This is a genomic window from Demequina lutea, assembly GCF_013409005.1.
Classification (GTDB): Bacteria; Actinomycetota; Actinomycetes; order Actinomycetales; family Demequinaceae; genus Demequina; species Demequina lutea.
In genome coordinates, this window is the sequence record NZ_JACBZO010000001.1 from 399703 (window position 1) to 421939 (window position 22237).

General features: G+C 67.8%; 21 protein-coding genes. 12 read left to right on the forward strand and 9 right to left on the reverse strand.

The window, feature by feature from the left end; translation table 11 throughout:
• Entirely contained in the window at positions 1 to 537 is a 537-nt protein-coding gene (locus tag BKA03_RS01970) for a sigma-70 family RNA polymerase sigma factor (RefSeq protein WP_062074752.1), read from the reverse strand.
• Positions 538 to 639: 102 nt separating this feature from the next.
• Positions 640 to 1770 (reverse strand): alpha/beta hydrolase, encoded by a 1131-nt coding sequence (locus BKA03_RS01975; RefSeq protein ID WP_062074751.1) that lies wholly within the window; start codon positions 1768 to 1770, stop codon positions 640 to 642.
• Between the two features lie 48 nt (positions 1771 to 1818).
• On the opposite strand from BKA03_RS01975, the gene BKA03_RS01980 reads away from it, so the two are divergent.
• The 4 genes from BKA03_RS01980 to BKA03_RS01995 all read left to right on the forward strand — a co-directional run bounded on the left by BKA03_RS01980 (position 1819) and on the right by BKA03_RS01995 (position 6013).
• Positions 1819 to 3507 (forward strand): bifunctional lysylphosphatidylglycerol flippase/synthetase MprF, encoded by a 1689-nt coding sequence (locus tag BKA03_RS01980; RefSeq protein WP_083971414.1) that lies wholly within the window; start codon positions 1819 to 1821, stop codon positions 3505 to 3507.
• Positions 3504 to 4346, forward strand: coding sequence for a hypothetical protein (locus tag BKA03_RS01985; RefSeq protein WP_062074749.1), 843 nt, complete (start codon positions 3504 to 3506; stop codon positions 4344 to 4346). The genes BKA03_RS01980 and BKA03_RS01985 overlap by 4 nt, the downstream gene beginning before the upstream one ends.
• Before the next feature lie 36 nt (positions 4347 to 4382).
• Entirely contained in the window at positions 4383 to 5675 is a 1293-nt protein-coding gene (locus BKA03_RS01990) for an acyltransferase family protein (RefSeq protein ID WP_062074748.1), read from the forward strand.
• A 62-nt stretch (positions 5676 to 5737) separates the two neighbouring features.
• Positions 5738 to 6013 (forward strand): hypothetical protein, encoded by a 276-nt coding sequence (locus BKA03_RS01995; RefSeq protein WP_152649506.1) that lies wholly within the window; start codon positions 5738 to 5740, stop codon positions 6011 to 6013.
• Between the two features lie 18 nt (positions 6014 to 6031).
• On the opposite strand, the gene BKA03_RS02000 is transcribed toward BKA03_RS01995, so the two are convergent.
• From BKA03_RS02000 to BKA03_RS02020, 5 genes are read right to left on the reverse strand one after another with little or no spacing between them, the layout of a single operon-like run.
• The gene (locus BKA03_RS02000; RefSeq protein WP_062074746.1) at positions 6032 to 7573 is read right to left on the reverse strand and encodes a hypothetical protein; all 1542 of its coding nucleotides are present in this window, start codon (positions 7571 to 7573) and stop codon (positions 6032 to 6034) included.
• A 12-nt stretch (positions 7574 to 7585) separates the two neighbouring features.
• Positions 7586 to 9106, reverse strand: a complete 1521-nt coding sequence (locus tag BKA03_RS02005) for a hypothetical protein (protein WP_062074745.1) — start codon at positions 9104 to 9106, stop codon at positions 7586 to 7588.
• On the reverse strand, positions 9103 to 10134 hold the full coding sequence (locus BKA03_RS02010) for a hypothetical protein (RefSeq protein WP_062074744.1): 1032 nt from the start codon (positions 10132 to 10134) through the stop codon (positions 9103 to 9105). The genes BKA03_RS02005 and BKA03_RS02010 overlap by 4 nt, the downstream gene beginning before the upstream one ends.
• Complete coding sequence (locus BKA03_RS02015) at positions 10131 to 10682, reverse strand: hypothetical protein (RefSeq protein ID WP_062074743.1); 552 nt, start codon at positions 10680 to 10682, stop codon at positions 10131 to 10133. Before BKA03_RS02015 ends, BKA03_RS02010 begins: the two co-directional genes overlap by 4 nt.
• A gap of 35 nt (positions 10683 to 10717) precedes the next feature.
• Positions 10718 to 11509: an HAD family hydrolase gene (locus BKA03_RS02020; protein ID WP_062074742.1), complete on the reverse strand. Its 792-nt coding sequence runs from the start codon at positions 11507 to 11509 to the stop codon at positions 10718 to 10720.
• Between the two features lie 234 nt (positions 11510 to 11743).
• On the opposite strand from BKA03_RS02020, the gene BKA03_RS02025 reads away from it, so the two are divergent.
• The 6 genes from BKA03_RS02025 (at position 11744) to BKA03_RS02050 (ending at position 15028) form a co-directional block, all read left to right on the forward strand.
• The gene (locus BKA03_RS02025) at positions 11744 to 12787 is read left to right on the forward strand and encodes a TadA family conjugal transfer-associated ATPase (RefSeq protein WP_083971412.1); all 1044 of its coding nucleotides are present in this window, start codon (positions 11744 to 11746) and stop codon (positions 12785 to 12787) included.
• 23 nt (positions 12788 to 12810) lie between these two features.
• Positions 12811 to 13335, forward strand: coding sequence for a type II secretion system F family protein (locus tag BKA03_RS02030; protein WP_062074739.1), 525 nt, complete (start codon positions 12811 to 12813; stop codon positions 13333 to 13335).
• Positions 13332 to 13784: a type II secretion system F family protein gene (locus BKA03_RS02035; RefSeq protein WP_062074738.1), complete on the forward strand. Its 453-nt coding sequence runs from the start codon at positions 13332 to 13334 to the stop codon at positions 13782 to 13784. Before BKA03_RS02030 ends, BKA03_RS02035 begins: the two co-directional genes overlap by 4 nt.
• Before the next feature lie 123 nt (positions 13785 to 13907).
• The gene (locus tag BKA03_RS02040) at positions 13908 to 14087 is read left to right on the forward strand and encodes a DUF4244 domain-containing protein (protein WP_062074737.1); all 180 of its coding nucleotides are present in this window, start codon (positions 13908 to 13910) and stop codon (positions 14085 to 14087) included.
• A gap of 4 nt (positions 14088 to 14091) precedes the next feature.
• A complete protein-coding gene (locus BKA03_RS15775; RefSeq protein WP_152649505.1) occupies positions 14092 to 14553 on the forward strand; it encodes a TadE/TadG family type IV pilus assembly protein in 462 nt (153 codons plus the stop codon).
• Positions 14554 to 14635: 82 nt separating this feature from the next.
• On the forward strand, positions 14636 to 15028 hold the full coding sequence (locus tag BKA03_RS02050) for a pilus assembly protein TadG-related protein (RefSeq protein WP_062074735.1): 393 nt from the start codon (positions 14636 to 14638) through the stop codon (positions 15026 to 15028).
• A gap of 311 nt (positions 15029 to 15339) precedes the next feature.
• On the opposite strand, the gene BKA03_RS02055 is transcribed toward BKA03_RS02050, so the two are convergent.
• Together BKA03_RS02055 and BKA03_RS02060 are read right to left on the reverse strand one after the other, a co-directional pair.
• Positions 15340 to 17277 carry a hypothetical protein gene (locus BKA03_RS02055; RefSeq protein WP_062074734.1) on the reverse strand — a complete coding sequence of 646 codons (1938 nt, stop codon included), beginning with the start codon at positions 17275 to 17277 and terminating at the stop codon, positions 15340 to 15342.
• Positions 17274 to 17825: a sigma-70 family RNA polymerase sigma factor gene (locus BKA03_RS02060; RefSeq protein WP_062074733.1), complete on the reverse strand. Its 552-nt coding sequence runs from the start codon at positions 17823 to 17825 to the stop codon at positions 17274 to 17276. Before BKA03_RS02060 ends, BKA03_RS02055 begins: the two co-directional genes overlap by 4 nt.
• 139 nt (positions 17826 to 17964) lie before the next feature.
• Here BKA03_RS02060 and BKA03_RS02065 point away from each other — a divergent pair, with 139 nt between their 5' ends.
• Positions 17965 to 20268: a sodium-translocating pyrophosphatase gene (locus BKA03_RS02065; protein ID WP_062074732.1), complete on the forward strand. Its 2304-nt coding sequence runs from the start codon at positions 17965 to 17967 to the stop codon at positions 20266 to 20268.
• Between the two features lie 84 nt (positions 20269 to 20352).
• Entirely contained in the window at positions 20353 to 21918 is a 1566-nt protein-coding gene (locus tag BKA03_RS02070; RefSeq protein ID WP_062074731.1) for a DUF7059 domain-containing protein, read from the forward strand.
• Positions 21919 to 22237: the final 319 nt, after the last annotated feature.

The following is a 22237-nucleotide window of genomic DNA, read 5'->3' on the forward strand; positions in this document are numbered from 1 at the left end:
TCACCTCTCCCTTCGCTCGGTCACGAGGACCTCGACGCGTTCCGCATCGGGCTCTGCGCCCAGTTCGCCGCGCATACTCTCGGCGCCGTCGTGCAGGTACCGCTTGACCGTGCCGAGCGCGAGGCCAAGCCGGTCGGCGATCTGCGCAACCGTGAGGTCGTCGTAGTAGCGCAGCACGACGCACGCGCGCACCTGCGGCGTGAGGGTCGCGAGCGCGTCGGCCACCGCGTCGCGGTTGTCGACCTGGGTGGCGCGGTCCGGGGCGACCTCCGCATCGGCCAAGCGCGAGGCCGAGCGCCGGAACAGCTGCTCGCGGCGCTTGTCGTCCACAAACACCGACGCGATGGCCCGCCGCACGTAGTGCTCGGCGTGCTGGGCGGAGCTCAGCCTGCGCGGCGAGGAGAACGTCCTCACCATGGCCTCCTGGACGAGGTCCTCCGCCGTCGCGCGCTGGCCGGTGAATGCCATGGCGTAGGCGAGCAGCGACGGATACCTCGCCTCAGCGAGCTCGTCGTAGAAGCCCTGCCATCTCGCCACGCGTTCCCCCTTGTACCGCCATCCTGCCGGATGCTCATGCCCCCTATACGAGCAAAGGGCCCAAAGGGTTGTGTGAGCGCCACCTGCGGGGCCAAGACGCCTCTAGCCCGCCGCGCCCCCGGCCTTGAGATGTCCCGAGATAAATACAAGCGCATAAGGAAGTAACTCGCGGGCCGTATGCCAGGTGTGAAATCCGTTTGGAAGGTTTCGATAGACGACGTCTTGGCCGCGGGCTGTGAGCTTCGCCGCGAGTGTCACGTTGTCGTTTCTGTCGCCGGCGTCGCCATTGCCCGACGTGCCAAAGAACGTCGCCACCGGGTGCTCGAACGTCATCGTGTCGACGTACACGCCGGGTGAATGCGCGAGGAATTCGGCGTTGGTCGCGAGCGCCCCGCGGGCGCCCTCGCCGGGGTTGTCGTACCCCTCGAGCGAGATGATGGCGCCGTAAAGCTCCGGGTGGCGCAGACCCTGGTCGACGGCGCAAAAGGCCCCCGCCGACATGCCGCCGATGGCGCGGGACTCCCAGGTGGCGGCCGTCGCGTAGTGGGCGTCGACCCACGGCACCACGACGTCGGTGAGGTAGGTCTCCACCTGCGGCCCCCCCGTGGTCGAGTCGAGGCATTCGGTGTCGAGCTGGTCTAGTCCGAAGCCGTTGACCTCGGGCATGACCACGATCATCGGCTGAATCAGACCCTCGTTGATCAGTACATCCATGGTGTGAGCAAGGGCCCCGCCGACGCTCCAGTCGGCCGACGTGCCGGGCGACCCGTGGATCAGGACGAGCGTCGGGTAGCGCACGGCCGATGCCTTGCGATATCCGGGGGGCGTATATACCCACGTGGTCGAGGCGGGCATGTTCAGCGCGCGTGGCATCGGGATGCTCTCCGGCGTCAGCCCGCCCGAAGTCGCCGTGGCCGCCACAGCCTGGTCGGTGACGAGCCGGACCGCTCCGTCAAGCGACGGCGCGTAGCCGCTCCACGCGTTGACGCCGAGCGCCACGGATACGATCGCCGCGACCACCGAACCAAGCACCGTGAGCACCGCGCGCCCTTTGCGCCGTCGCCACCGCACCGCCAGCACCACAAGCGCCACGGCCGCCGCGACGGCCGCCGCGAAGGGCCACCAGGTCGCGAGCAAGTCGGTGCCGTCCGCGAGCCTGTCGACGATGGCGGGGGGCAGCGACAGTGACCTGGGCGCCGTCAGGTCGGGGGCCGCCGCCGGGATCATCGCCATGCCCGCTACCCTCACTCCTCAGCGCTCGTTGTCGACCACAATGGTCCCATGCCCCCTACTGCTGCCAACGATTGGCGACGCCGAGATCGCACCAGGCGTGTCGCCGCAATTGTGGTGGGGGCGGTGGGCGTGGTCGGAATCCTGTCTGCGGTCTCCAGGCCGCTACGCGGCCGCCTCGAGATCGTGCTCGAGTGGATTCCGTTCCACGCGACGCGCGGCGCGGCGTCGACGCTCGTGCTCGTGTCCCTCGCTCTCGTGCTGACGGCGCGCGGCCTGCGGCGCGGTGGGCGGCTCGCCTGGGCGGGGACGGTCGCGCTGCTCGCCTTCTCCGTTGCGCTGAACATCGTCAAGGGCCTGGACATTGAAGAGGCTGCCGTGGGTCTTGCAGCGGCAGTCTGGCTTGCCACGCAGCGGCACGCGTTTCCCGTATTGCCGACGCGGGTCGCGGCGCGCAGGGCGCTTGTCCTTGGAGGAGGCGGCGCAGTCGCCGCCGTGCTCGGCGGCGTTGCACTGTCGATGGCCGTGGGACGCAAGCACCATCCTCACTTTGGCGAATCCACCCGTGCCGTCGCCCAGCGACTCGGCGGTGACTGGGCCCTCCCCTTGCCGGGCGGGGGTGACTTCGTGACGCCGATGCTCGTGGCGCTCGGCATCGGCCTGGCGGGAACGACGCTGTGGCTTTTGCTGTCGCCACGGCCAGGTCGCAGGCTCTCCGCCTCCGCCCACGCCGAGGAAAGGGAGAGGGCAAGGGAGATCGTCAAGGCGCACGGCGGCGGCACTCTCGATTACTTTGCGTTGCGCGACGACAAGGACTGGTTCTTCTACGAATCCTCGGTCGTCGCGCATTCGGTGCGACGCGGCGTGTGCCTGGTGTCCCCCGATCCGATTGGCCCGGCGGCGGAGCGGGAAGGCGCGCTCGCGGCCTTTTTGGCGCACGCGCAGCGTCACGGGTGGTCCGTCGCCGTGATCGGCGCGTCGCCCGAGTGGCTACCTCTATATGAGGCCACGGGGATGCGGGCGCTGTACATGGGCGATGAGGCCGTCGTCGATTGCGGGAAGTTCACCCTCGAGGGTCCCCCGATGAAGAGCCTGCGCGGTGCCTACGGTCGCGTGCAACGCGCCGGATACACGGCCGAGTTCACGGACCCTCTTGCGGTCACGCCCCAGGACAGGGCCGCGATTGAGGACCTCACGGTGGCAAGCAGGCGTGGTGAGGCGGAGCGCGGCTTCTCGATGACACTGTCGCGCATGTTTGACCCGCACGACGCGGGGTTGCTGCTCACGATCGTGCGCGACGGAGACGGGACGATCCAGGCGTTTCTGCAGTGGACCCCTGCGACGCGCATCGGCGGCTGGTCGCTCGACGTGATGCGTCGCAACCCGGCGGGAGACCTGCCCAACGGCATCATGGACTTCGCGATCGTCGCGACCATCTTTCACGTGGCCCCAGGCGGCGGCGGGCTGGGACTCAACTTCGCGATGCTCCGCGAGGTTGTGGCGAGCGAGTCGACATCGGGACGGGCGCGGCTGTCCAAGGCCGCGGTTCGCGCGCTCACCGGCAAGACCCAGGTCGAGTCGCTGTGGCGCTTCAACTCCAAGTACGACCCGGCATGGGTTCCCCGCTACGTGGTCCTCGACTCGCTTGACCAACTGGTGCTTCAAGGCTTTGCGATGGCCGATGCCGAGGGGGTGGGCGAACTGCCCCTCCTTGGTCGGTTCTTGGGCCGGAGCACATGACCCTTTCGCTCATCGCGGCCGTCCTCGGTGCAGTGCTCTACGGTGTCGGGTCCATTCTCCAGGCGCTCGCCGTGAGGAGGGCGGCCGGGCTGAGCGCGCTGAGGCAGCCCCTCTACATTGCAGGACTCGCTTGCGATGGCGCGGCCTGGGTCGCATCCCTTCTCGCGTTGAACGCACTGCCCTTGTTCACGGTCCAGGCCGTCCTCGCGGGCTCGCTCGCGGTGGCCGTCCTCTTGGCACGCATCTTTCTTGCCGCGGTGCTGCGCACCATTGACATCGTCGCCGTGGTGGTGATCGTCGTCGCGCTCGCGGTGCTCGCGCTCGCGGCAGGGCCCGATCCTGCGGGTGCGGGCGACCTTGTCTCGGGGGGCTTCAAGGCGGCGATGCTCGCCGCGTTGGTTGCCCTGGTGGTCGCCGCCGTGCTCACCTATCGGCGCGGGTCCGGAATCTGGTTCGCGGTGCTCGCGGGACTCGCCTCGTCCGGCGCGGCGATCAGTGCTCGCGCGGCCCACCTCGCGATGCCTTCGGGTCCTCTCGAGCTGGTGAGAACGGCGGCGCAGCCGCTCGTGTGGGCCATCGTCGGCTTTGGCGTGCTGACAGCGGTGGCGTATGCGCGGTCGCTCGAGCGCGCGGCCGTGGGGCCTGCGACCGCGGTCCTGTCGGTCGTGGACGTGCTCGTCCCTGCAGGGATCGGGTTGGTGGTGCTAAACGACGTGGTGCGTGGCGGTTGGGCGCCCGCCGCCGTGGTCGCGACGGCCGCCGCACTCGTCGCTTGCGTCGTGCTGGCGATGAGCCCGGCGGAAGAAAAGGTCCAAGGCTTGGCGGCCGTCGCGGCATAGCCGCTGCGACAGTGGCGGGCCGCTATTCTCTCGGCCATGGGCAACGAAGCCGACCAGCGTCACTCAGACCGCATCCTTGGCGCCGACGGCATCCGCGCCATGGCCGCCCTGGGCGTGATTTTCTCGCACCTCTACCAGCGGCTCTTCATGCCGGATCAGGCTCAGTGGTACCAGACGGTCCAGGCGCTGTTCATGAAGGGCGCCTTCGGGGTGTCCACGTTCTTTGTGCTTTCGGGGATGCTGCTCAGCTACCCGTATTGGAAGGCGTACCTCGCAGGCCAGCCGATGCCGAAGCTGGGCCACTTTGTCAGGCGCCGTGCCGCGCGCATCGTGCCCGCTTACTACGCGAGCCTGCTCGTCAGTTTTGCGCTGACGTTCGCGATCGCGCCCGACGCGGGCTACAAGGTGTGGCGACTCATTGCAGGCCTCACATTCACCTCCGACTTCGACTACGTGACCTTCTTTCCGTCGGAGATCAACGGGCCGCTGTGGTCGATCAGCTTCGAGGTGTTCAGCTACGTGCTGCTGGCACTGATGATGGCAGCTCTGTTCTGGTGGATTGGTCGCCGGGTGGCGGGGAGCGGCGCCAAGGTCGCGGCGGCACGTCGCAAGGGGACCCCGCTGCGGGGCCTCGCGTACTGGGCCGTCATCTTTGTGGCGGTCAACGTGCTCAACGGCGTGCTGGTCGCCTCCGTGAAGCTGTCCGATGAGGGCAAGGGTTGGCAGTACGGAGATATCGGTGGCGCCAAGGAGTGGATGCCGGGCTACAACCCGCTCGGACTCTTTGGGCACTTCCTGCTTGGAATCCTCGCGGCGTGGGCCATCGCGTCGTGGAGCGCGCGGCAGGCAGGGGCCGGCGGGAAAGCGGGCGATACCGCTGTCGCGCTGACGCGTTGGTGGTGGGATGCGATCGCCGCAGCCGGGTTCGTCGCGTCGGGGGTGCTGCTGTGGACCGTGCGCTCGCCCGCCGAGCCCACCAATCTCACCGGCTTTCAAGACCAGCCCTACCTGTTCCCGCTCTTCGCACTCGCGGTGGCAATCACGCTGGTCGGCCTGGCGCATTCGCGACTTCTTGGACGTATTGTCGACAACCGCTTTGCGCGCTACACGGCGACGGTCTCGTTTGGCCTCTATGTGTGGCACTACCTGGTGCTTTATCTGTTTTCGTACATCACGGACGGCCGGTTCGAGTACTACGGCATCCACTCATGGCCACAGCACCTGGCCATCAGCGGTGCCGTGCTGGTGGTCTCGTATGTCATTGCGACGTTCAGCTGGCGGTGGCTTGAGCAGCCGGTGTTGCGATCCCGATGGGCTACGCGGCGCTGAATCGACAGGCTCAGGTCGGAGCCGCGTTTGCGCGGGGGCCGCGCGCGTGGTCCCATGGAGCCATGAGTGGACCTAAGGGATTTGATTTTCGCACCCGCACCAACGGAGAGGTTCACATCTTTAGCCAAGGCAAACTGGCCAAGATGCTCAAGGGCGAGGACGCCGCGGCGTTCCTGGCCGCCGCCGAAAAGGGTGACGCGCAAGAGCTGATGGCCGAGGCCATCGGCGGCGCGGGCGCAGGGTCGCGCGTGGCCGGCGGCCCCACGGGCCCGGGCTCCAACCTCCACGGCAACGGCGCGAGCCACGCACCGACGGTGTTCCGCCGCAAGACGGGCTGACGCCGGGCGAGGTGGGGGTCAGTAGACGTTGAGGTATTGGGCGGTGTCCACCGTCTTGACCGCGCCGTCGGGGGTAGTGATGCGCCACTGGCCGACGAGCAAAACGTAGTTAGACCACGTAATGTCCGCATCGCCAACACCGGGACACATGGTCCAGGGCTCTGCCTTGACCGTCAGTGATTGAGGTCCCGCAAAGCGGTTCGTCGTGACGGGTTGTGTTGCGCTGATGGCCGCAGATGCCACCACAGTAGAGGCGTCGGTGGTGACCTTGGACCCAGGGATGGTGATCGTGGAGGTCTGGAGGTAGACGATGCGCGCGCCTGGAAGGAGCTCGACGCGAGAACCGTCGGGAATGCCGAGTGCCCACGCGGTCGCATCGATGTCTCCGCCATTCCGCACCGCTGCGGCCGTCGCCATGCCCAACGAAAGGTATACCGAGTCGCGAGACTCACTAGCCAGCGAAAAGTAGCCCGCGCTCGCGCCGCACGTGAAGGCGTCGATCGAGTCGAACACGCCAACAGACTCCTGGTCGTAGGTTTGCATCCACGAGAGGGAATCAGTGCCGGGGATCGTGACGGTGACGGGCTCGCTCACGAGGACGGCGCTGAAGTCCTCGCGCAGGTCCTTCTTGTCGTACAGCATGGTGATGGTCGAGGCCGTCTCATCCAACTTGGCATCGGGTGTGAAGTCGGGCAGACATGCGCGGGCGGGGGAGTCCTGATCGATTGTCTGGGCACAGTCGTAGGAGCCTGGGACGTAGATGCCTTGGGGGTCGAGGTTGGCAGGGTCCAGGCTATAAGCGCTGCGATAGGTCCCAAGCGTTTGATAGAGCGCGACCGATTCGGGCGTCGAGAAGACGCGAGTGATCCCCACGATGTCATACTGCCCAGGCTCTAATGTGGACTCTGTCGAGGTGTCGTCGCCTGGACAGTGGATCCACGATGCCACGAGCTGCGCGCCGTTTTGACCCTGGGAAGCGGCCATTCCTCCGGGCGCGTTCCAGCCCAATTCCGGTGCGCCGTACGGGACGACTCCTACCACCACGCCGTCGCGTTCGATGATCAAGGACATGCCGGAGTCGGCAACGACGCCGAGGTCGGTGCCAGGAGTTTGCGCAAGGTGGGCGTTGACCGCGGGCATGTTGCCAGGGGTTTGGATCGTTTCGCCAGGGGATACGGCGTTCGTTTGCGTAAGCGCGAACAGGACATCGTGCTCCGCGGGATGCGGATTGGGTGCCGGGTCGCCGCACTTGAGGCCCGCCGTGGCGGACGCGAATTCGGGCCCACCGGTGACGGGAAAGGTGGCCACGGCGACTCCGATGGTGGGAGTGGGAATGGGGCTCTTGATGGCGCTGTCTCCGCCGCTCCGACCGCCATACTCGCCCACGACGGTTGCGGCCCCCAGGGCGCCCACGGCGACAATTGCGCCGATGCTCCCCGCCCACCGCGCGGCGATGCGTCGGCCAATTGCCCGCTCGGCATCGGCGCTCAGGGTGGCCGCTTGGACGTGCTTTTCACGAAGGAGAAGCGCGAACGTTTCGCTTAAGCGGCCCACAATCACCCCAGCATCCTCTCAATTCCTGCCGGATGCCGCCTCGACCGTCGTGACTGTGCCATCGGGGGCGGTGATGCGCCACTGACCCACGATCACCGTATGGACGGTGTTTAGTGTGAGGTCCGCCTGCCCGGCCTGGCACGCCGTCGCGGGACCAGCCGTGAACGTTGTTTGCTGTGGACCGACAAAACGGTCGGCCGTCACCGCCCCCGCGCCTGTTACCGGGGCCCACGCCACGACCGTACTCAGGGTGGCGGTGGCGGCGCCTTCGAGGCTCACATAGGTGAAGTCGTTGAGGAAGACGAGGCGCGCACCCGGAAGGAGTTCCACGGTTGAACCGTCGGGTGCATCCGTGGCAAAGACGGTGCCAGGCAACCCTGCTCCGTCTTGCTCGGCGTTGAGTGGGACCGTCGCGTACGTCGTCTCGACGTGATACTTCGCGTCGACGCCCAACGCCATTCCCGATCCCTTCGCCCCGCACGTGACGCTTGCCAGACTGTTGAACGAGCCGAAGCCGTCCCGCCTCCCGGAGTTTCCCCAGCCCAGCGTCGCGCCGCTTACGAGGGTCGCAGTCAGGGGCTCGCTCACGAGAACGGTAGAGAACGCATCGACGAGTTGTGTGGTCTTGTAAAGGACGGTGACGGTTCCCGCCTTCGGGTCCACGACGGCATCCTTCGTGATGTCCGGGAGGCACGCGCGCACGGTTGACCGAGAAAGCTCGAGCCCGTGGCAGTCATACGAACCGGGGAGATAGACGCCGTGGGGATCGGTCTGAGTGCCGGCGTCGAGATACCACGAGGAACCCAACGTCTGGGAAAGCGCAACCGACTCCGGGGTCGAGAAGACGCGGCCGATCGCGACGAGTTGGTAGGTCCCTGGAGCCACTCCAGAGTTGTTCGACGGAGGCTCGTTGGGACAGTGGGTCCGCTCGGCGACGAGGAGGCTTGGCCAGTCGCTGCGACTCGAACTCGACAGCGCCGTGGCAAGTTGTGTTCCCTCTCCATCGAGCATGCCTTTGATGATCCCGTCCTGCACCACGAGAATGTCGATGCCGGACGTCGACACCGTCCCAATTCTCTTGTTGGTGAGATGCGAGATGACCGCGTTCACCGCTGGAACGGCGGCTTGGTCTGAGCCGGGTAGGGAAACGACCGTCGAGTCACTCGGCGTGACCTCGAGTTTCAGGTCGTTTCCGACGCTGTGCGGCGGGGGCGCGGGGTCGCCACACTTCAGCCCGGACGATGCGGGCACGAAGTCGGGACCGCCACCGAGGGGAAAGGTCGCCGCCGCGAAACCGATCGTGGGAGTGGGGATGGGGCTGTGCGAGGCGTTGTGGGCGCCGCCCCGACCGCCGTATGCTCCCGCGGCCGCCGTCGTGCCGAGGGTTCCCGCAAGGACGAGTACCGCGATGAAGCCAGCCCACCGCACCGCGATGCGTCGGCGTATCGCCCGCTCTGCATCGGTGCTCAGGGTCGCCGCTTGGACATGCTTTTCGCGAAGAAGAAGCGCGAACGTCTCGCGCAAGCGGCCCGTTGTCACGCGGCTGCCGCGGTCATCGCCGTGCCTTGGCCGCTGACGAGTTCCACGGTCAGCGGATCGCTCACGAGCACCGCGGAGAACTCGTCGACGAGGTCCTTGGCGTGATAGACGACAGTCACCGTTCCCCTCGCCTCGTCCACCGTGGCATTGTCGGTGACCTCGGGAAGGCACCCGCGCAGAGCGGCCCGCCATGGGCGGGCCTGCTTGCAGTTGTAGATGCCCGGAAGGTAGACCGCCGTAGGGTCGGCCTGGTTGTTTGGGTTGAGATACATCGTGTTGATGGTGTCGCCGAGTGCTTGGGCCAGCGCGACGGACTCGGCGGTGGAGAAGACCCTTCCGATCGCGATCACGTCGTATGCGCCGGGGCCGATGTTCGCGGGGCTCGCGTGCTGCCCGTCCGAGCAGAAAGCCCCGTCGATGAGCAACTGGGAGCGGGGGACGGTGACCGTGCCGCCCTTCAGATTTTGGGACAGGATGACGCCGCCGCCCGAGATCATGCCCCTGATGATTCCATCCTGGATGACCAGGAAGTCGATCCCCGATGTCGCGACCGTACCTTGGTCGGCAGTCGTGACCGACCGGACGACCGCCTGGAAGAGGGGAGGCCCGTCGCTGGACAACTGATCGCCGAGGGTGAGTGCCGTGCCCACCCTGAGCGTCAGGCTGAGGTCGTGGTCCACGGGATGAGGGGTGGGCGCAGGATCGCCGCAACGCAGGGTGGCCGATGCGGGTATGAACTCGGGCCCGCCCGTCAACGGAAAAGTGGCGGATACAAACCCGATAGTTGGAGTCGAAATGGGACTCTCGCCGACGGCGGCGTGGCGGTTGCCGTCAGTACCGCCGCTGGCACCGTCGAGAGCGACCGCCCCCAGGATGCCGACGACGACCAGGGCGCCGAGTCGGCCGGTCCATCGCGTTGCGACGCGTCGGCGAATCGTCCTCACGGCAGCGGTGCCGAGCGCGGTCCTTTTGCTCTGGTGGTGGCGGAGCAGTAGAGCAAACGCTTCGTGCGTGCTTTCGGAACTCACAGCGTCAACACCTCGACCTCGTCGGTCGCGGCCGAGAAGTCGGGAATCTCGTCGTCGCCAACCGCCCGAGCGATCGTGGGTGCAGCGCCCTCGAGAATCTCGACTGCCCGCTCTCTCGACACCTCCAAGAGCGAGGCAACAGCATCGGTCGAGGCTCCGTCGAGAAAGTAGGAAACGCACGCGAGCCGTTCGTAGGGTGTGAGCTTCTCGAGTGCCATCTCCAGGCGTCCAACGGTCGTCTGCTCGCGCGGGTCCCGCTCCTCCTTGCGGCGAAGCGTGGCGTCTCTGGCGGGTCCAGGAACGTACGCCTCCGAAGCCACCTCGACGATTGCGGCTTTGGGGGGTGAATGTTGTGCATGTTTGTAAGGAACGGCGGCGACACCTTGCGCGAGAAGCTGAGCGGCCTCATGGTGCGCGGCCAACTTCAGATCGGTCCCTCGCAGGCGCTTGCGGCGGGACGCCACGCGGGTCACGGCGTGGTTCGCCACCTCCACAGCGGCATCATTGTCCGCGATCAAGCGCACCCAGGCTGTGAGCCAGGTCAGCACTTCCCGTGCGTCCTGGACCCTCGTTGTCCGTGGAGCTATTTCGCGCGTCGTCTCCTCCTCGCCGAGCGAACCATGAGGGCGGCCACGAGGACGCCCAGGCCAACGAGCACGACGGTCGCCAACGCGGGTCCCGCGGCCTCCGCTTTGCGCAAGGCAACTGGGGTGCGGAAGCGAAGTACGCCCCAGCCGTTGGTCGCGGCCGCACGGCGCAAGGAGCGGTCCGGATTGACCACGAAGCCGTGGCCGACGACGCCAAGCATCGGCGCGTCGGTGATCGAGTCCGAATACGCGTAGGACCCGTCCAGGTCGTAGCCCTGCGCCGCCGCGAGTTCCTTGATCGCGTCGGCCTTGGCCTGGCCGTATGCGTAGAACGTGATCTCGCCCGTATAGAGGCCGTCGGCGATTTCCATGCGCGAGGCGATCCAGTGTTCCGCTCCCAGAAGATCGGCGATGGGAGCGACGAGCTCCGCGCCGGAGGCGCTCACGATGATGACCTCGCGACCGTTTGCCTGGTGGCGCTTGATGAGAGCGAGCGCCTCGTCATAGACGACGGGGTCGATGAGTTCGTGGATTGTCTCGTGCACCACTGCGGTGACCTTGGCCACGTCCCAGCCTTTGATGAGCTCCGAAATCGCATCCCGCAGCCTCGAGGTTTGCCGCTCGTCGGCGCCGCCGATGGTGAAGAGGAAGTGCGCGTAGGCGGCCCGGACCGCATCGGCCCTGGTGAAAAGGCCTTCCTTCATCATCGGGCGCGAGAACGCCGCAGACGATGACGTGGCAATGATCGTCTTGTCGAGGTCGAAGAATGCGGCAGTTTGTCCGGCCATGTGGTCAGCGTATCTGGCGAATCCATTGTGCGATAGCGGCCACTCGGGGGGCGCGAGCGTGCACCGCGCGGTGGTCGCGTAGTTGTCTCGCGGTGGTCGCGGGGTGGTCGCGCAGGCAGCGCGCGGTGGTCGCGCGGTGGTCGCGCGTCGTGCCCAGGCCGCCAGCGTGCCGGTCTTCCCATGTGTCGGGGCGAGCGAAATCACCCCCGAAGCGCCGCCGCGCATCGTTGACCCATGACAACGCACGCATGGCTCCCTGACTGGCTCCGCCTGCTGTGGGAGGTGCCAGGAGTGACGGACGTTTTGATCAACGGCCCTGGCGACGTATGGCTCGATCGCGGGCTGGGTCTGGAAAGCGCGAGCGTGCTCGCGCCGGAAACGCGGGGAGCCGAATCCGTCGGAGAGGTGAGGGCCCTTGCCGTGCGGCTTGCGTCTCTCGCCGGAAGGAGGCTGGACGACGCGTCTCCTGCCGTCGACGCGCGGCTTCCGGACGGCACCCGCTTCCATGCGGTGCTGCCCCCGATCGCCGACGGTTGTGCGCTGTTGTCGCTGAGGCGAGTGAGATCGGCCTCGATGACGTGGGAGGACCTCCTGTTTCAGGGAGCCGTTCACCCGGTGCTCGAGCCGGTACTGCGCGGGCTCGTGAGGTCGAAGTCGTCCGTCATCGTGTCCGGCGCCACGGGTTCTGGCAAGACGACCTTGTTGGCGACGCTGCTGGCCGACGTCGATCAGCGGGAACGGATTGTGCTGATCGAGGAGGCCGGTGAGGTTCGTCCCTCGCATCCACACGTGGTGCGGTTGGTTGAGCGGCCTGCCAACGTCGACGGGGCGGGAGCCGTGGGCATGTCGCGACTGGTGCGGGAGGCGCTCCGTATGCGGCCCGATCGCATCGTGCTGGGAGAGTGCCGCGGTGCAGAGATCCGCGAGGTCCTCCTCGCGCTCAACACCGGGCATCGGGGGAGCCTCACCACGCTGCATGCGAATGCGGCGGCGGACGTGCCTGCACGGCTGATTGCACTTGGCGCGCTGGCCGGGCTGAGTGAGCGTGCGGTGGCACTCCACGCGAGCGCCGCATTCGCCGCGATCGTGCATCTGGAAAGGGATTCGCGGAGGCGCAGGGTCGCCGAGGTGGCGCTGTTGCAGTCGAGAGACGACGAGCTGAAGGCAGTGCCCGCTGCGATGGTCGACGCCGAGGGGCGCCTTCATCACGGTGCGGCGTGGGCCAAGTTGCGGCAGATTGCCCTCCCTGACGACGACCGGGTTGCGGTGGCGTCTTGAGGTCGCTTCGTGAGGCGGGTGTCGTGAGGCGGCGAAGCGGCTCCGTTGGGCGCGAACCTGAGCTAGCGACCGACGCGGAACGCCTCGCGGCCGTCGCTGCCGCCTCGCGCGCGGGCGCCTCCGCATGGGAATCGTGGAGGCAGTGGGGTGACGACACGGCGACCACCGACGAGGGCGTGCCGATCCTCAATCGCGATGACGCTCTTGCGCGCGACGCGATTGCGGCGGCCCGCCTGGCGCACGAGTCAGGGGTGCCGCTCGCGGACCTCGTGTCTTCGCTCGCGAGGGTGGAGGCGGTCCGGGAAAACGCGAGGCTTGCGGTCGGCGTGGCCATGGCGGGTCCGCGTGCCTCGGCGAGCCTGCTTGGGTGGTTGCCCGTCGCCGGTCTCCTGGTGAGTGCCGTGGTGGACCCCCGCACCGTCGCGGTGCTTGCGACCACGAGGCTCGGCTGGGGATTGATCGTCGTTGCGGTGGGTCTGACGGCGATGGGGCGCCGGTGGATGACCACGTTGCTCCGCACGGCGTCGGCCGCTGGAGCGGTTCCGTGAGTACCGATACGAGCCTCGTCACGCTGTGTGCGCTGTTGGCCGCCGCGGTGCGTTCCGGGCTCGATGTTCGTTCGGCGCTCGAGCACGTTGGTCGCGTTGCCGAGGGCGATGCCAGGGCCCTCTGTGAGGTCGCGAACGGCCTCGCCGCGGGTGTGCCATGGGGTGATGCTTGGACCATTGCGCCTCCTCGGTTTTGGCCGCTCGGCCGCGCGCTGGGACCCGCATGGGAGCGCGGGTCGAGTCCCGTCGATGCCCTCGACACGTTGGCCGACGCGACGCTCGCCAAGGCGAGAGCATCCGGAGACATGGCCGCTGCGGAACTCGGAGTCCGCCTGTCGCTGCCGCTCGCGTTGTGTCTGCTCCCGGCCTTCGTGCTCATCGGCGTCGTGCCGCTCCTCATCGCCGTGGGCGGCGCCGTGGTGGGGGATGTCACGGGCGGCGGGCCGTGAACGCGCCGTGATCGGTGAGCACCGCGGGTGGCGTCAGGAGGCGGGAGGCGGGAGGCTCACGCGGCGCCTGGCCCGGCTGCACCCCAGTACAGAAGTAATCATCCACGAGTGAAGGGATCCGCAATGAAGAAGGCAATCTGCCGGTGGTGTGCAAGAGACGATGAGGGGATGGCGACCGTCGAATACGCGCTCGTGACGGTCGCCGCGGCGGCTTTCGCCGCCGTGCTGATCGCGATCGTTAAGTCACCCGAGGTGCGATCGGCGCTCGCATCGCTCGTTGGTCAAGCGCTCGGCGGAAGTTAACGGCATGCCGCTGCATGCGGCGAACGGCGCAAGGTCGCCGCGCGCCACTAGTCCGCCCGGGGGCCGCGCCACTAGTCCGCCCGGGGGCCGCGCCACTAGTCCGCCCGGGGGCCGCGGCACCAGGACGCGCGGGGGCCGCGGCCGCAGTTCCATCCGCGGCCAAGCGGGCTCCGCGACCGTCGAATTCGCCCTGGGGCTTCCCAGCCTGGTGGTGGTCTTGGCGTTCGCCTTGTCCGCCGTCGCGTGGGCGCTGGACATCGAGTCCGCCCAACGCGGGGCGGCGGAGGCTGCTCGCGCCGCGATAGTCGAGTCCGATGCGGCGGCCGTCGCGGTGGCCACTAGGGCGAGCGGCGCGAACGACGTCAGCATCGCTCGCTCGGAAGGCTTCGTGACCGCTTGCGTGACCGTCACGCGAGCCCCTTGGCCGGCGGTCGCCAGATGCGCCACCGCCAGAGACAGGCCATGAGGGTGTGGTCCCCGGGGCATGGGCATGAGGCGGCGCGGACATGAGGGCGTGGTCATGGGGGCATGGTCATGAAGGCGCGCCGATGCGTGCACGGAGTGCGGTCCTCGAGTGCGAACGCGGTTCCGCGACGCCCCTCGTGGTCGCGGTGTTGGCGATGATCGCGATCGTCGGCCTCTCCGCGGTCGACGGTGGCGCTGTGATGGTCGCCTCCGCCAAGACCGAGTCCGTGGCCGACTTGGCCGTTCTGGCTGCGGCTCGCGTCGATCGAGACTCGCGCGCTGAAGGTGCGTCCGCGGGCTCGGCCTTGCAGGCCGGTTGTGAGGCGGCCCGTGAGGTCGCATCACGCAATGGCATGGCAGTGAGCTCGTGCGTCCGAGGCCCCCGCGCGTCGGTCCTCGTCACCGTCGAACTGCGCGTCCGTGCGTGGCCCGGGCCGTTGCGCGCTTCGGCGAGAGCGGGCCCGTCATGGGGCTGAGTGGATCCCGGAAGACAGAAAACCCAGCGACGGCTCAGGCTGAGGGATCTGAGCCGCCGCAGGGCACTCACTAGGATACGCGATCCGGCCGTCTTCGCGAGAGACATAATGCGAATGCGATGCCGCGATCCGGTCGGCCCAAGTTCATGAGGAGTGGCCTGCGACAAGGTCATGCTCTTGGGTTTGGTGCCTTCACACAAGAACTTCCATTCCATACCCAGCCGACCGACGCGGGGGTTGCGCCGACCGGGCCGCGGCCGTCCAGCGCAGCGCAGCGCAGCGCAGCGCAGCGCAGTGCAGTGTGCAGTGAACTACTTGACAGTCACCGCGCCAAGGGATGTCCAGACCTGGAGCGACAGCCAGTCATAGCTTCCGTCGGCGGGCGGGGTGGGGGCGATGAGGTTGGGGGCGTCGGCCGTCGGGCCTTGGGGCGTCGCCACCGGGCCCTCCGCAATCGGGGGGGTCGCCACGGGGCCCTCCGCAATCGGGGGGGTCGCGACGGCACCTTGTGCGATCGAGGGGGCCCCGGTACTGCCGACGCCCGAGTTGCCGATGCCCGAGGTGCCGACACCCGAGTCGCCACCGCCGGTGGCACTCTTGCCGCCAAGGTACGCGATGCCCCCGCCCGATCCGGAGTTGCCGTTGTCGAGATAGACGTCCTGCTCCATGAGCACCGTGTAGGTGCCTGGCGTGACGGTCACCTGCGCGCTGCCCATCCAGCAGCCGTTCACATCGCGCCACAAATATGTGCCGCTCAGGCTTGTGCCCGGGGCCAGCAGGCCGTCGCTCGACATGGGAGTCGAGGTCGCGTTCGGATCGGTTGGTGCGAGGAATGACGTGGCGACAACCTTGCCGTCCTTGACGAGATACATCGTGGTGTTCGGCTGTCCCCAGAAGCCGGGGAGGGTGTGTCCGGAGATGTTCTTGACGGACACCTTCACCTCGGGGTTACCGTCGACCACCCAGCCGTAGCTGACGCCAACAGATCCGGGCAACGTGGCGTCGACCGCCAAGAGAGGCCAGTCCGCCGACGTGGCAGGGAAGGAAGGCACGGTGGTGCCGTCGGCCGAGCAACCGTAGTAGCTGTCCGTCCAGGCGTTCTGGTCGTTTGCGGCCAGCGAGTCGCCCGTCCTGACGACGCGCTGCGACCCGGCGGCCATGTCCCATGTTCCCGTCGTGGCTCGTGCCGTGTATTCATCACGGGCGGACGCGGGAGTTAGGTAGTCGGCGGGGTGGACGACGGCTGGAGCGGCCGGCGTGAGATAAGCGCCGAACGGGTCCTTCGGAACATCGCCGGCGATCACGAGTTTGACGGTGTTCGACACTGCTCGGTCGGCGGAAGCAACCGGGGCGGGGCCAACGACGCCCGTGTTGCCGGTGACTGGACCCCCGTTGCTCGATGTGGTGCCTTGGTCGGGAACGCCTTGGACAGCAGCGCCAGAGCTCGTCGTGCCGCCGCCGATGGTGGCGGTGGTGTTTACGCCGCCATCGACCGGAATCGGAACGCCGGGGGTTGCCGTCGGCTCAACCGGAGCGAGCGTCGGGTCCACCGGAAGTGGCGTCGGCTCGATCGTGGGACCGGGCTGGTCGGACAGATAGAAGTCTTCGTACGCGACCAGCGTGTAGTTGCCGGCAGGAAGGGGGGTGCCGTCCCAGCAGTTCACCAGGTCAATCTGCGAGCTCTCTTTCGCCGTGCCGTCGGCAAGGGATTGAACCTCGGGGTCCAACGTTGAGCCGTCGGCGGTGCCAACCACGACGCCGTCCCACAACACCATGAAGTTGGCTCCCTGACTCTGGTAGGCGTTCGCGACATCCGCCGAGCGGGTGACGGTGAGCGCGGCCTTCACGGTGGTGCCTTGATCGACCTCGGCGCCGATCTCGCCCAATGCGACCGAAAACCTGTTGGAGACCGCAGGAACCTCGGCATCGAACGGACTCGTTCCGCACTGTCCCCATGCGAGTTGGCTTGCGCCGGACGCATCAAAGCCGGGGGCCGCCACCTTGCCACCCGCCACCTGGGCGGACGGCAACGCGGCATTGGCGGTGCTCGAATCCGCAGCGCCCATCCCGGGGTTGATCGCGGCGAGCGCGATGACGGTCACCACGCCAACTCCCGCGGTCGCGTTGGCGACGGCGCGCAGGCGCCTGCCCCTGTAGATGCGGCGTGCCGCGGCTGAGGCCGAGACGCCCGCCCCGTCAACGGGCGCGCGGTCTGCGAGACCGCGCAGGGAGTCCGAAAGCCTGGTCATGAGTGTGTCCTTTCCTGATCGGTCACGGCGACCTCTTCGCGGAGCGCGAGGCCCGCGTCGTCGAGGGTGCCGAGCCGAAGCTCAAGCGCGCGCAAACCATCGGAGAGGTAGCGCTTGACGGAGCCTGGGGCGAGTCCGAGTTGGGCGGCGATGTCTGGAACGGTGAGGTCGTCAAAGAACCTAAGGACGATGCATGCGCGCACCCGCGGAGCGAGGTCGGCGAGGGCGGTCGCGACGTCTGCGGTGAGGTCAGAGAAGGGGGTCGTCGATTCTTGGACGATGGTGGGCCGGAAGAGGTGTTGGACCCGTGACCACCGCTGCTGGCGCCGGTATTGATCCACGTAGATCGTGGTGATGGCGCGGCGAACGTAGGCCTCGACCTTGGCCTGGGCCAGCCCCTCGCGTGGCCGCGAGAACGTCTTGACGAGGGCGTCTTGAACGAGGTCCTGAGCGAGGTGGGGGTCGCCGCACACGACGTACGCGTAGCCGAGCAGCGCTCGTTGGCGTTCGCGGACGAGTCGCTCCATCCCTTCGAGCCTGGCGGCCATGAGTCCTCCCGTGTTGCTATTCACCTTGTCGACGCCCGGCGGCCTCAAAACGTTGGGGCCCTAGGTCCCGCGCGTCCCTTAGACTCTCGGGGTAGTGCATTGGCGCGCATTGGTGCGTGCTCACCGTCAAGGAGGACGAATGCGTCAGGCCGCCGTCTCTGCCCTCGAGCTTGGACAGTCGAGCGTTGTCATTGTTGTGGTGATCGGAGTGGTCGCAACGGCCGCCTTGTTGCTGTCTTGGACGCTACGCCAACAGGTGTTGCGTTCGCCGGATGGCACGTCCAAGATGCGCGAGATTGCGCAAGCCGTTCAAGAGGGTGCGGCCGCGTACCTGAACCGACAGTTCCGCACGCTCATTGTGTTCGCGGCCGTCGTGTTTGCGCTCCTGTTCTTGCTTCCTGGCGACACGGGGGTGCGCATCGGCCGCTCCGTCTTCTTCTTGGTGGGGGCGTTCTGCTCCGCGTCAATCGGCTACATGGGGATGTGGCTCGCCGTTCGCGCCAACGTGCGCGTGGCGGCCGCTTCGACCGAGGCCGACGGCAGGGCCAAGGGCGCTCGCATCGCGTTCCGCACCGGCGGCGCCGTGGGCATGGGCGTGGTGGGTCAGGGCCTTGCGGGTGCGGCGGCAGTCGTGTTCCTGTACCGCGACAACGCCCCTGCGGTCCTCGAGGGCTTTGGTTTTGGCGCGGCGCTCCTCGCGATGTTCATGCGCGTCGGCGGCGGTATTTTCACCAAGGCGGCCGACGTCGGCGCCGACCTGGTGGGCAAGGTCGAGCAGCACATTCCCGAGGACGACCCCCGTAACCCCGCGACGATCGCGGACAACGTCGGTGACAACGTGGGCGACTGTGCGGGCATGGCCGCCGACCTGTTCGAGTCCTACGCCGTGACACTCGTGGCGGCCCTCATTCTTGGCAAGGTTGCCTTCGGTGAAGAGGGACTCGTCTTCCCGCTCATCATCACCTCGGTGGGCGCGCTCACCGCCGCAATGGGCGTCTTCATTACCAAGGTGCGCAACAACGAGCCAGGGCTGAAGGCGATCAACAGGGGCTTCTACACGTCCGCGGCGGCCGGAGCGCTTCTGTCCGCGGTGGCATCGTTCGTGTACTTGCCGAGCACGTTTGCCGGGTTCCACGGTTCAAAGCTTGCCGACCTCGGGGGCAACCCCCGCATCGTCGCCACCATTGCAGTGGTCGTGGGCATCGCGCTCGCGGGACTCATCCTGTGGCTCACCGGCTACTTCACCGACACCGCGGGAAAGCCGACCCAGCGGGTCGCCCGCACGTCGCTCACCGGAGCGGCCACCGTGGTGCTCTCCGGCATCGGCCTTGGCCTCGAATCGGCCGTCTACACGGCTGGCGTGATCGCCGGCGCGATCGTCGTGCTGTTCTGGCTCGCGGGCGGTTCCATCCCTCTCGCACTGTTCCTCGTCGCGCTCGCCGGGTGCGGGCTCCTCACCACGGTGGGCGTCATCGTCGCGATGGACACGTTCGGGCCGGTGAGCGACAACGCTCAGGGAATTGCCGAGATGTCCGGCGAGGTCGACGAGGACGCGTCCAAGATCCTCACGGATCTCGACGCGGTCGGCAACACCACCAAGGCCATCACCAAGGGCATCGCGATCGCCACGGCCGTCCTCGCGGCCACCGCGCTCTATGGCTCGTACTCGGACGCGGTCAACCAGGCGATCGCCAAGGCCGGCGCCTCGGTGTCCGACTTCAGCTACGAGGTCATCAACCCGCTCACCCTGGTGGGGATCATCCTTGGTGGCGCGACGGTGTTCCTCTTCTCGGGCCTCGCGATCGATGCGGTGACCCGAGCGGCCGGCGCGATCGTGTTCGAGGTGCGCCGCCAATTCAGGGAGATGCCAGGCATCATGCTCGGTACCCAGCGCCCCGAGTATGCGCGCGTGGTCGACATCTGCACGCGGGACTCGCTGCGCGAACTTGTCACCCCCGGCCTCCTTGCCGCGATGGCGCCCGTGTTCGTCGGCTTCGGCCTTGGCGTCGGGGCGCTCGCAGGGTTCCTTGCAGGTGCCATCGGAACCGGAGTGCTCATGGCCGTCTTCCTTGCCAACTCGGGCGGCGCGTGGGACAACGCCAAGAAGATCGTCGAGGACGGCAACTACGGGGGGAAGAACTCTCCCGCCCACGAGGCCGTCATCATCGGTGACACGATCGGCGACCCGTTCAAGGACACCGCGGGCCCCGCTATCAACCCGCTCCTCAAGGTCATGAATTTGGTGGCGCTCCTCATCGCTCCGGCCGTGGTGGCGCTCAGCTATGGCGACGGCGCGAACCCCGTGCTGCGGTGGGCCATCGCGCTCGCGGCGGCTGCGGTCGCCGCATTCGCCGTGATTCGCGCCTCGCGCCGTTCACATGAGGGCGGGGTCGAATTCGAGGCCGAGAAGGCCGCACTCGCGGAGGGTCACGCGGTTCGCTAGCGCCGGTGGGTCGACGGCAACTCGCCGCTTCGACGCAGGCCTGCCCGAGGTAGGGTTCCCGGGCAGGCCAACGAAGGAAAAGTCATGACTCCCTATGCCGCACCGATCACGCTTGACGGCGACGACGCGGTCGCCCTGCGCGCCGACCTCGCCCCGTGGACGGTTGACGCCGTCTCCGAGCTCGTCGGCAATCGTGCGGTCAGGGCGCTTGGCCGCGAGCACGTGGTGCCCGCCCGCTTGGCCGCCCGCGAGGCGGGTCGCGACCCCGTCGCGCTCCTCACCCGTTTGTTGACGCTCGGGGAAACCCTGACGCGCGCCGATGTCGAGCGCGCCCTTCCGCGGCTCGGTGCCGATGGCGCTGCTCGCTGCGGGCTCGTGGCCGTGGGCGGCGCTGGGGACGACGACGCGGCTCGGGCGCTCATCGATTTGCGTCCCTACGCGACCGCCGACGGCGATGACGAGATCACGTGGTGGGTCGCGTCGGACACGGGCGAGGCGGTCACCAGCCGCCAGCTCGAGGGCGACCACGTGTTGGGCATCGGCGGGGCCACGACCACCTTGGCGTCGGTGACGATGCGCACGCCCGTCGGCCGCGTCCTTGACCTGGGCACGGGCTCCGGGATTCAGGCGCTGCATGCCTCCGTCCACGCGCGAGAGGTGGTCGCTACCGACGTCTCGGAACGCGCCCTCGCCTTCGCCGAGTTCAATCGCCGACTCAACGCGCCCCCGGCGGCGTGGGACCTGCGGCTCGGTTCTCTGCTCGAGCCGGTCGAGGGTGAGCTCTTCGACCTCGTGGTATCGAATCCGCCCTTCGTGATCACGCCGCCTGGAACGCCGAGCTTTGAGTATCGCGACGGTGGCATTGAAGACCGCGGACTGGGCGGGGACGGCATCGTGAGGCGGCTAGTGACGGAGGTGGGGTCGGTGCTCTCCCCAGGGGGCGTCGCGCAGATGCTCGGCAACTGGGAGATTCGCAAGGGCCAGTCGTGGACGGAACGCCTCGAGGGATGGCTCGACGATGCCGCCGCTTCCGGCTGGCCGCTCGACGCCTGGATCATCCAGAGGGACGTGCTCGATGCGGCCGAATACGCCGAGACGTGGCTGCGGGACGCGGGCGTGATTCCCGAGCGCGGACGCGACGCGTTCGATGCCGCCTACGAGGCGTACCTGAGCGACTTTGACGCGCGCGGAGTGGAGGGTGTTGGCTTCGGCATCATCACCCTGAGGCGCGCGACGGGGGCGCCCACGCTGCGCAGGCTCGAGGAGCACGAGGGCGAGCTTCCGGTGCCGCTCGGTCCGCATATCGCGGCCTCCCTCGCCGCGCACGACTGGCTGGCCTATCGCACCGATACCGAGCTGCTTGAGGAGCGCTACGTCGTGGCGGGCGACGTTACTCGCGAAACCTACGGGCGGCCGACGCTTCACGACCCCGAGCACATTTTGCTGCGCCAGGGTGGGGGCTTCGGGCGAGCCATCAAGGCGGATACCGCGCTCGCCGGCTTTGTGGGGACGTGCGATGGCGAACTGACCGCCGGGCAGATTGCGCATGCGCTCGCCGCGTTGCTCGATGTGCCTCCCGGTCGCATGGTTGAGGGCTTGGCGCCTGCGATCAGGGAGCTAGTGCGGGACGGGTTTTTGCGTCGCGGTTAGTCGCCTCGGTGAAGAACTCGCTACTGCGCTGACCAAGTGAGTACGCGGCCCGCTTGGCCCCGGGGCGCCGTGTGAAGTGGGTAGTGAGTTTTGCGCGGGCGGGCCCCGCGGCGACACGCGGGCGGGCCCCGCGGCGACACGCGGGCGGGCCCCGCGGCGACACGCGGGCGGGCCCCGCAGCGACACGCGGGATCTCTGAACGGGAGCGGGCCCTAGGTCCCGGTGTCCGCCGCATCGACGGGCATAGAACACTACATGTAGGCACCAACGGGCAATGAAGCCACTACATGTTGTGGTTCTAACCTCCGCCCTTGCCGCT

Excerpts from the sequence above, each read along its gene's own strand:
- BKA03_RS01975 (WP_062074751.1), bottom strand. The coding sequence starts at position 1,770 with ATGGCGATGATCCCGGCGGCGGCCCCCGACCTGACGGCGCCCAGGTCA.
- BKA03_RS01980 (WP_083971414.1), top strand. The coding sequence starts at position 1,819 with ATGCCCCCTACTGCTGCCAACGATTGGCGACGCCGAGATCGCACCAGG.
- BKA03_RS01995 (WP_152649506.1), top strand. The coding sequence starts at position 5,738 with ATGAGTGGACCTAAGGGATTTGATTTTCGCACCCGCACCAACGGAGAG.
- BKA03_RS02065 (WP_062074732.1), top strand. The coding sequence starts at position 17,965 with ATGCGTCAGGCCGCCGTCTCTGCCCTCGAGCTTGGACAGTCGAGCGTT.
- BKA03_RS02055 (WP_062074734.1), bottom strand. The coding sequence starts at position 17,277 with ATGACCAGGCTTTCGGACTCCCTGCGCGGTCTCGCAGACCGCGCGCCC.
- BKA03_RS02060 (WP_062074733.1), bottom strand. The coding sequence starts at position 17,825 with ATGGCCGCCAGGCTCGAAGGGATGGAGCGACTCGTCCGCGAACGCCAA.
- BKA03_RS02050 (WP_062074735.1), top strand. The coding sequence starts at position 14,636 with ATGCGTGCACGGAGTGCGGTCCTCGAGTGCGAACGCGGTTCCGCGACG.
- BKA03_RS02020 (WP_062074742.1), bottom strand. The coding sequence starts at position 11,509 with ATGGCCGGACAAACTGCCGCATTCTTCGACCTCGACAAGACGATCATT.
- BKA03_RS01985 (WP_062074749.1), top strand. The coding sequence starts at position 3,504 with ATGACCCTTTCGCTCATCGCGGCCGTCCTCGGTGCAGTGCTCTACGGT.
- BKA03_RS02025 (WP_083971412.1), top strand. The coding sequence starts at position 11,744 with ATGACAACGCACGCATGGCTCCCTGACTGGCTCCGCCTGCTGTGGGAG.
- BKA03_RS01990 (WP_062074748.1), top strand. The coding sequence starts at position 4,383 with ATGGGCAACGAAGCCGACCAGCGTCACTCAGACCGCATCCTTGGCGCC.
- BKA03_RS02040 (WP_062074737.1), top strand. The coding sequence starts at position 13,908 with ATGAAGAAGGCAATCTGCCGGTGGTGTGCAAGAGACGATGAGGGGATG.
- BKA03_RS15775 (WP_152649505.1), top strand. The coding sequence starts at position 14,092 with ATGCCGCTGCATGCGGCGAACGGCGCAAGGTCGCCGCGCGCCACTAGT.
- BKA03_RS02070 (WP_062074731.1), top strand. The coding sequence starts at position 20,353 with ATGACTCCCTATGCCGCACCGATCACGCTTGACGGCGACGACGCGGTC.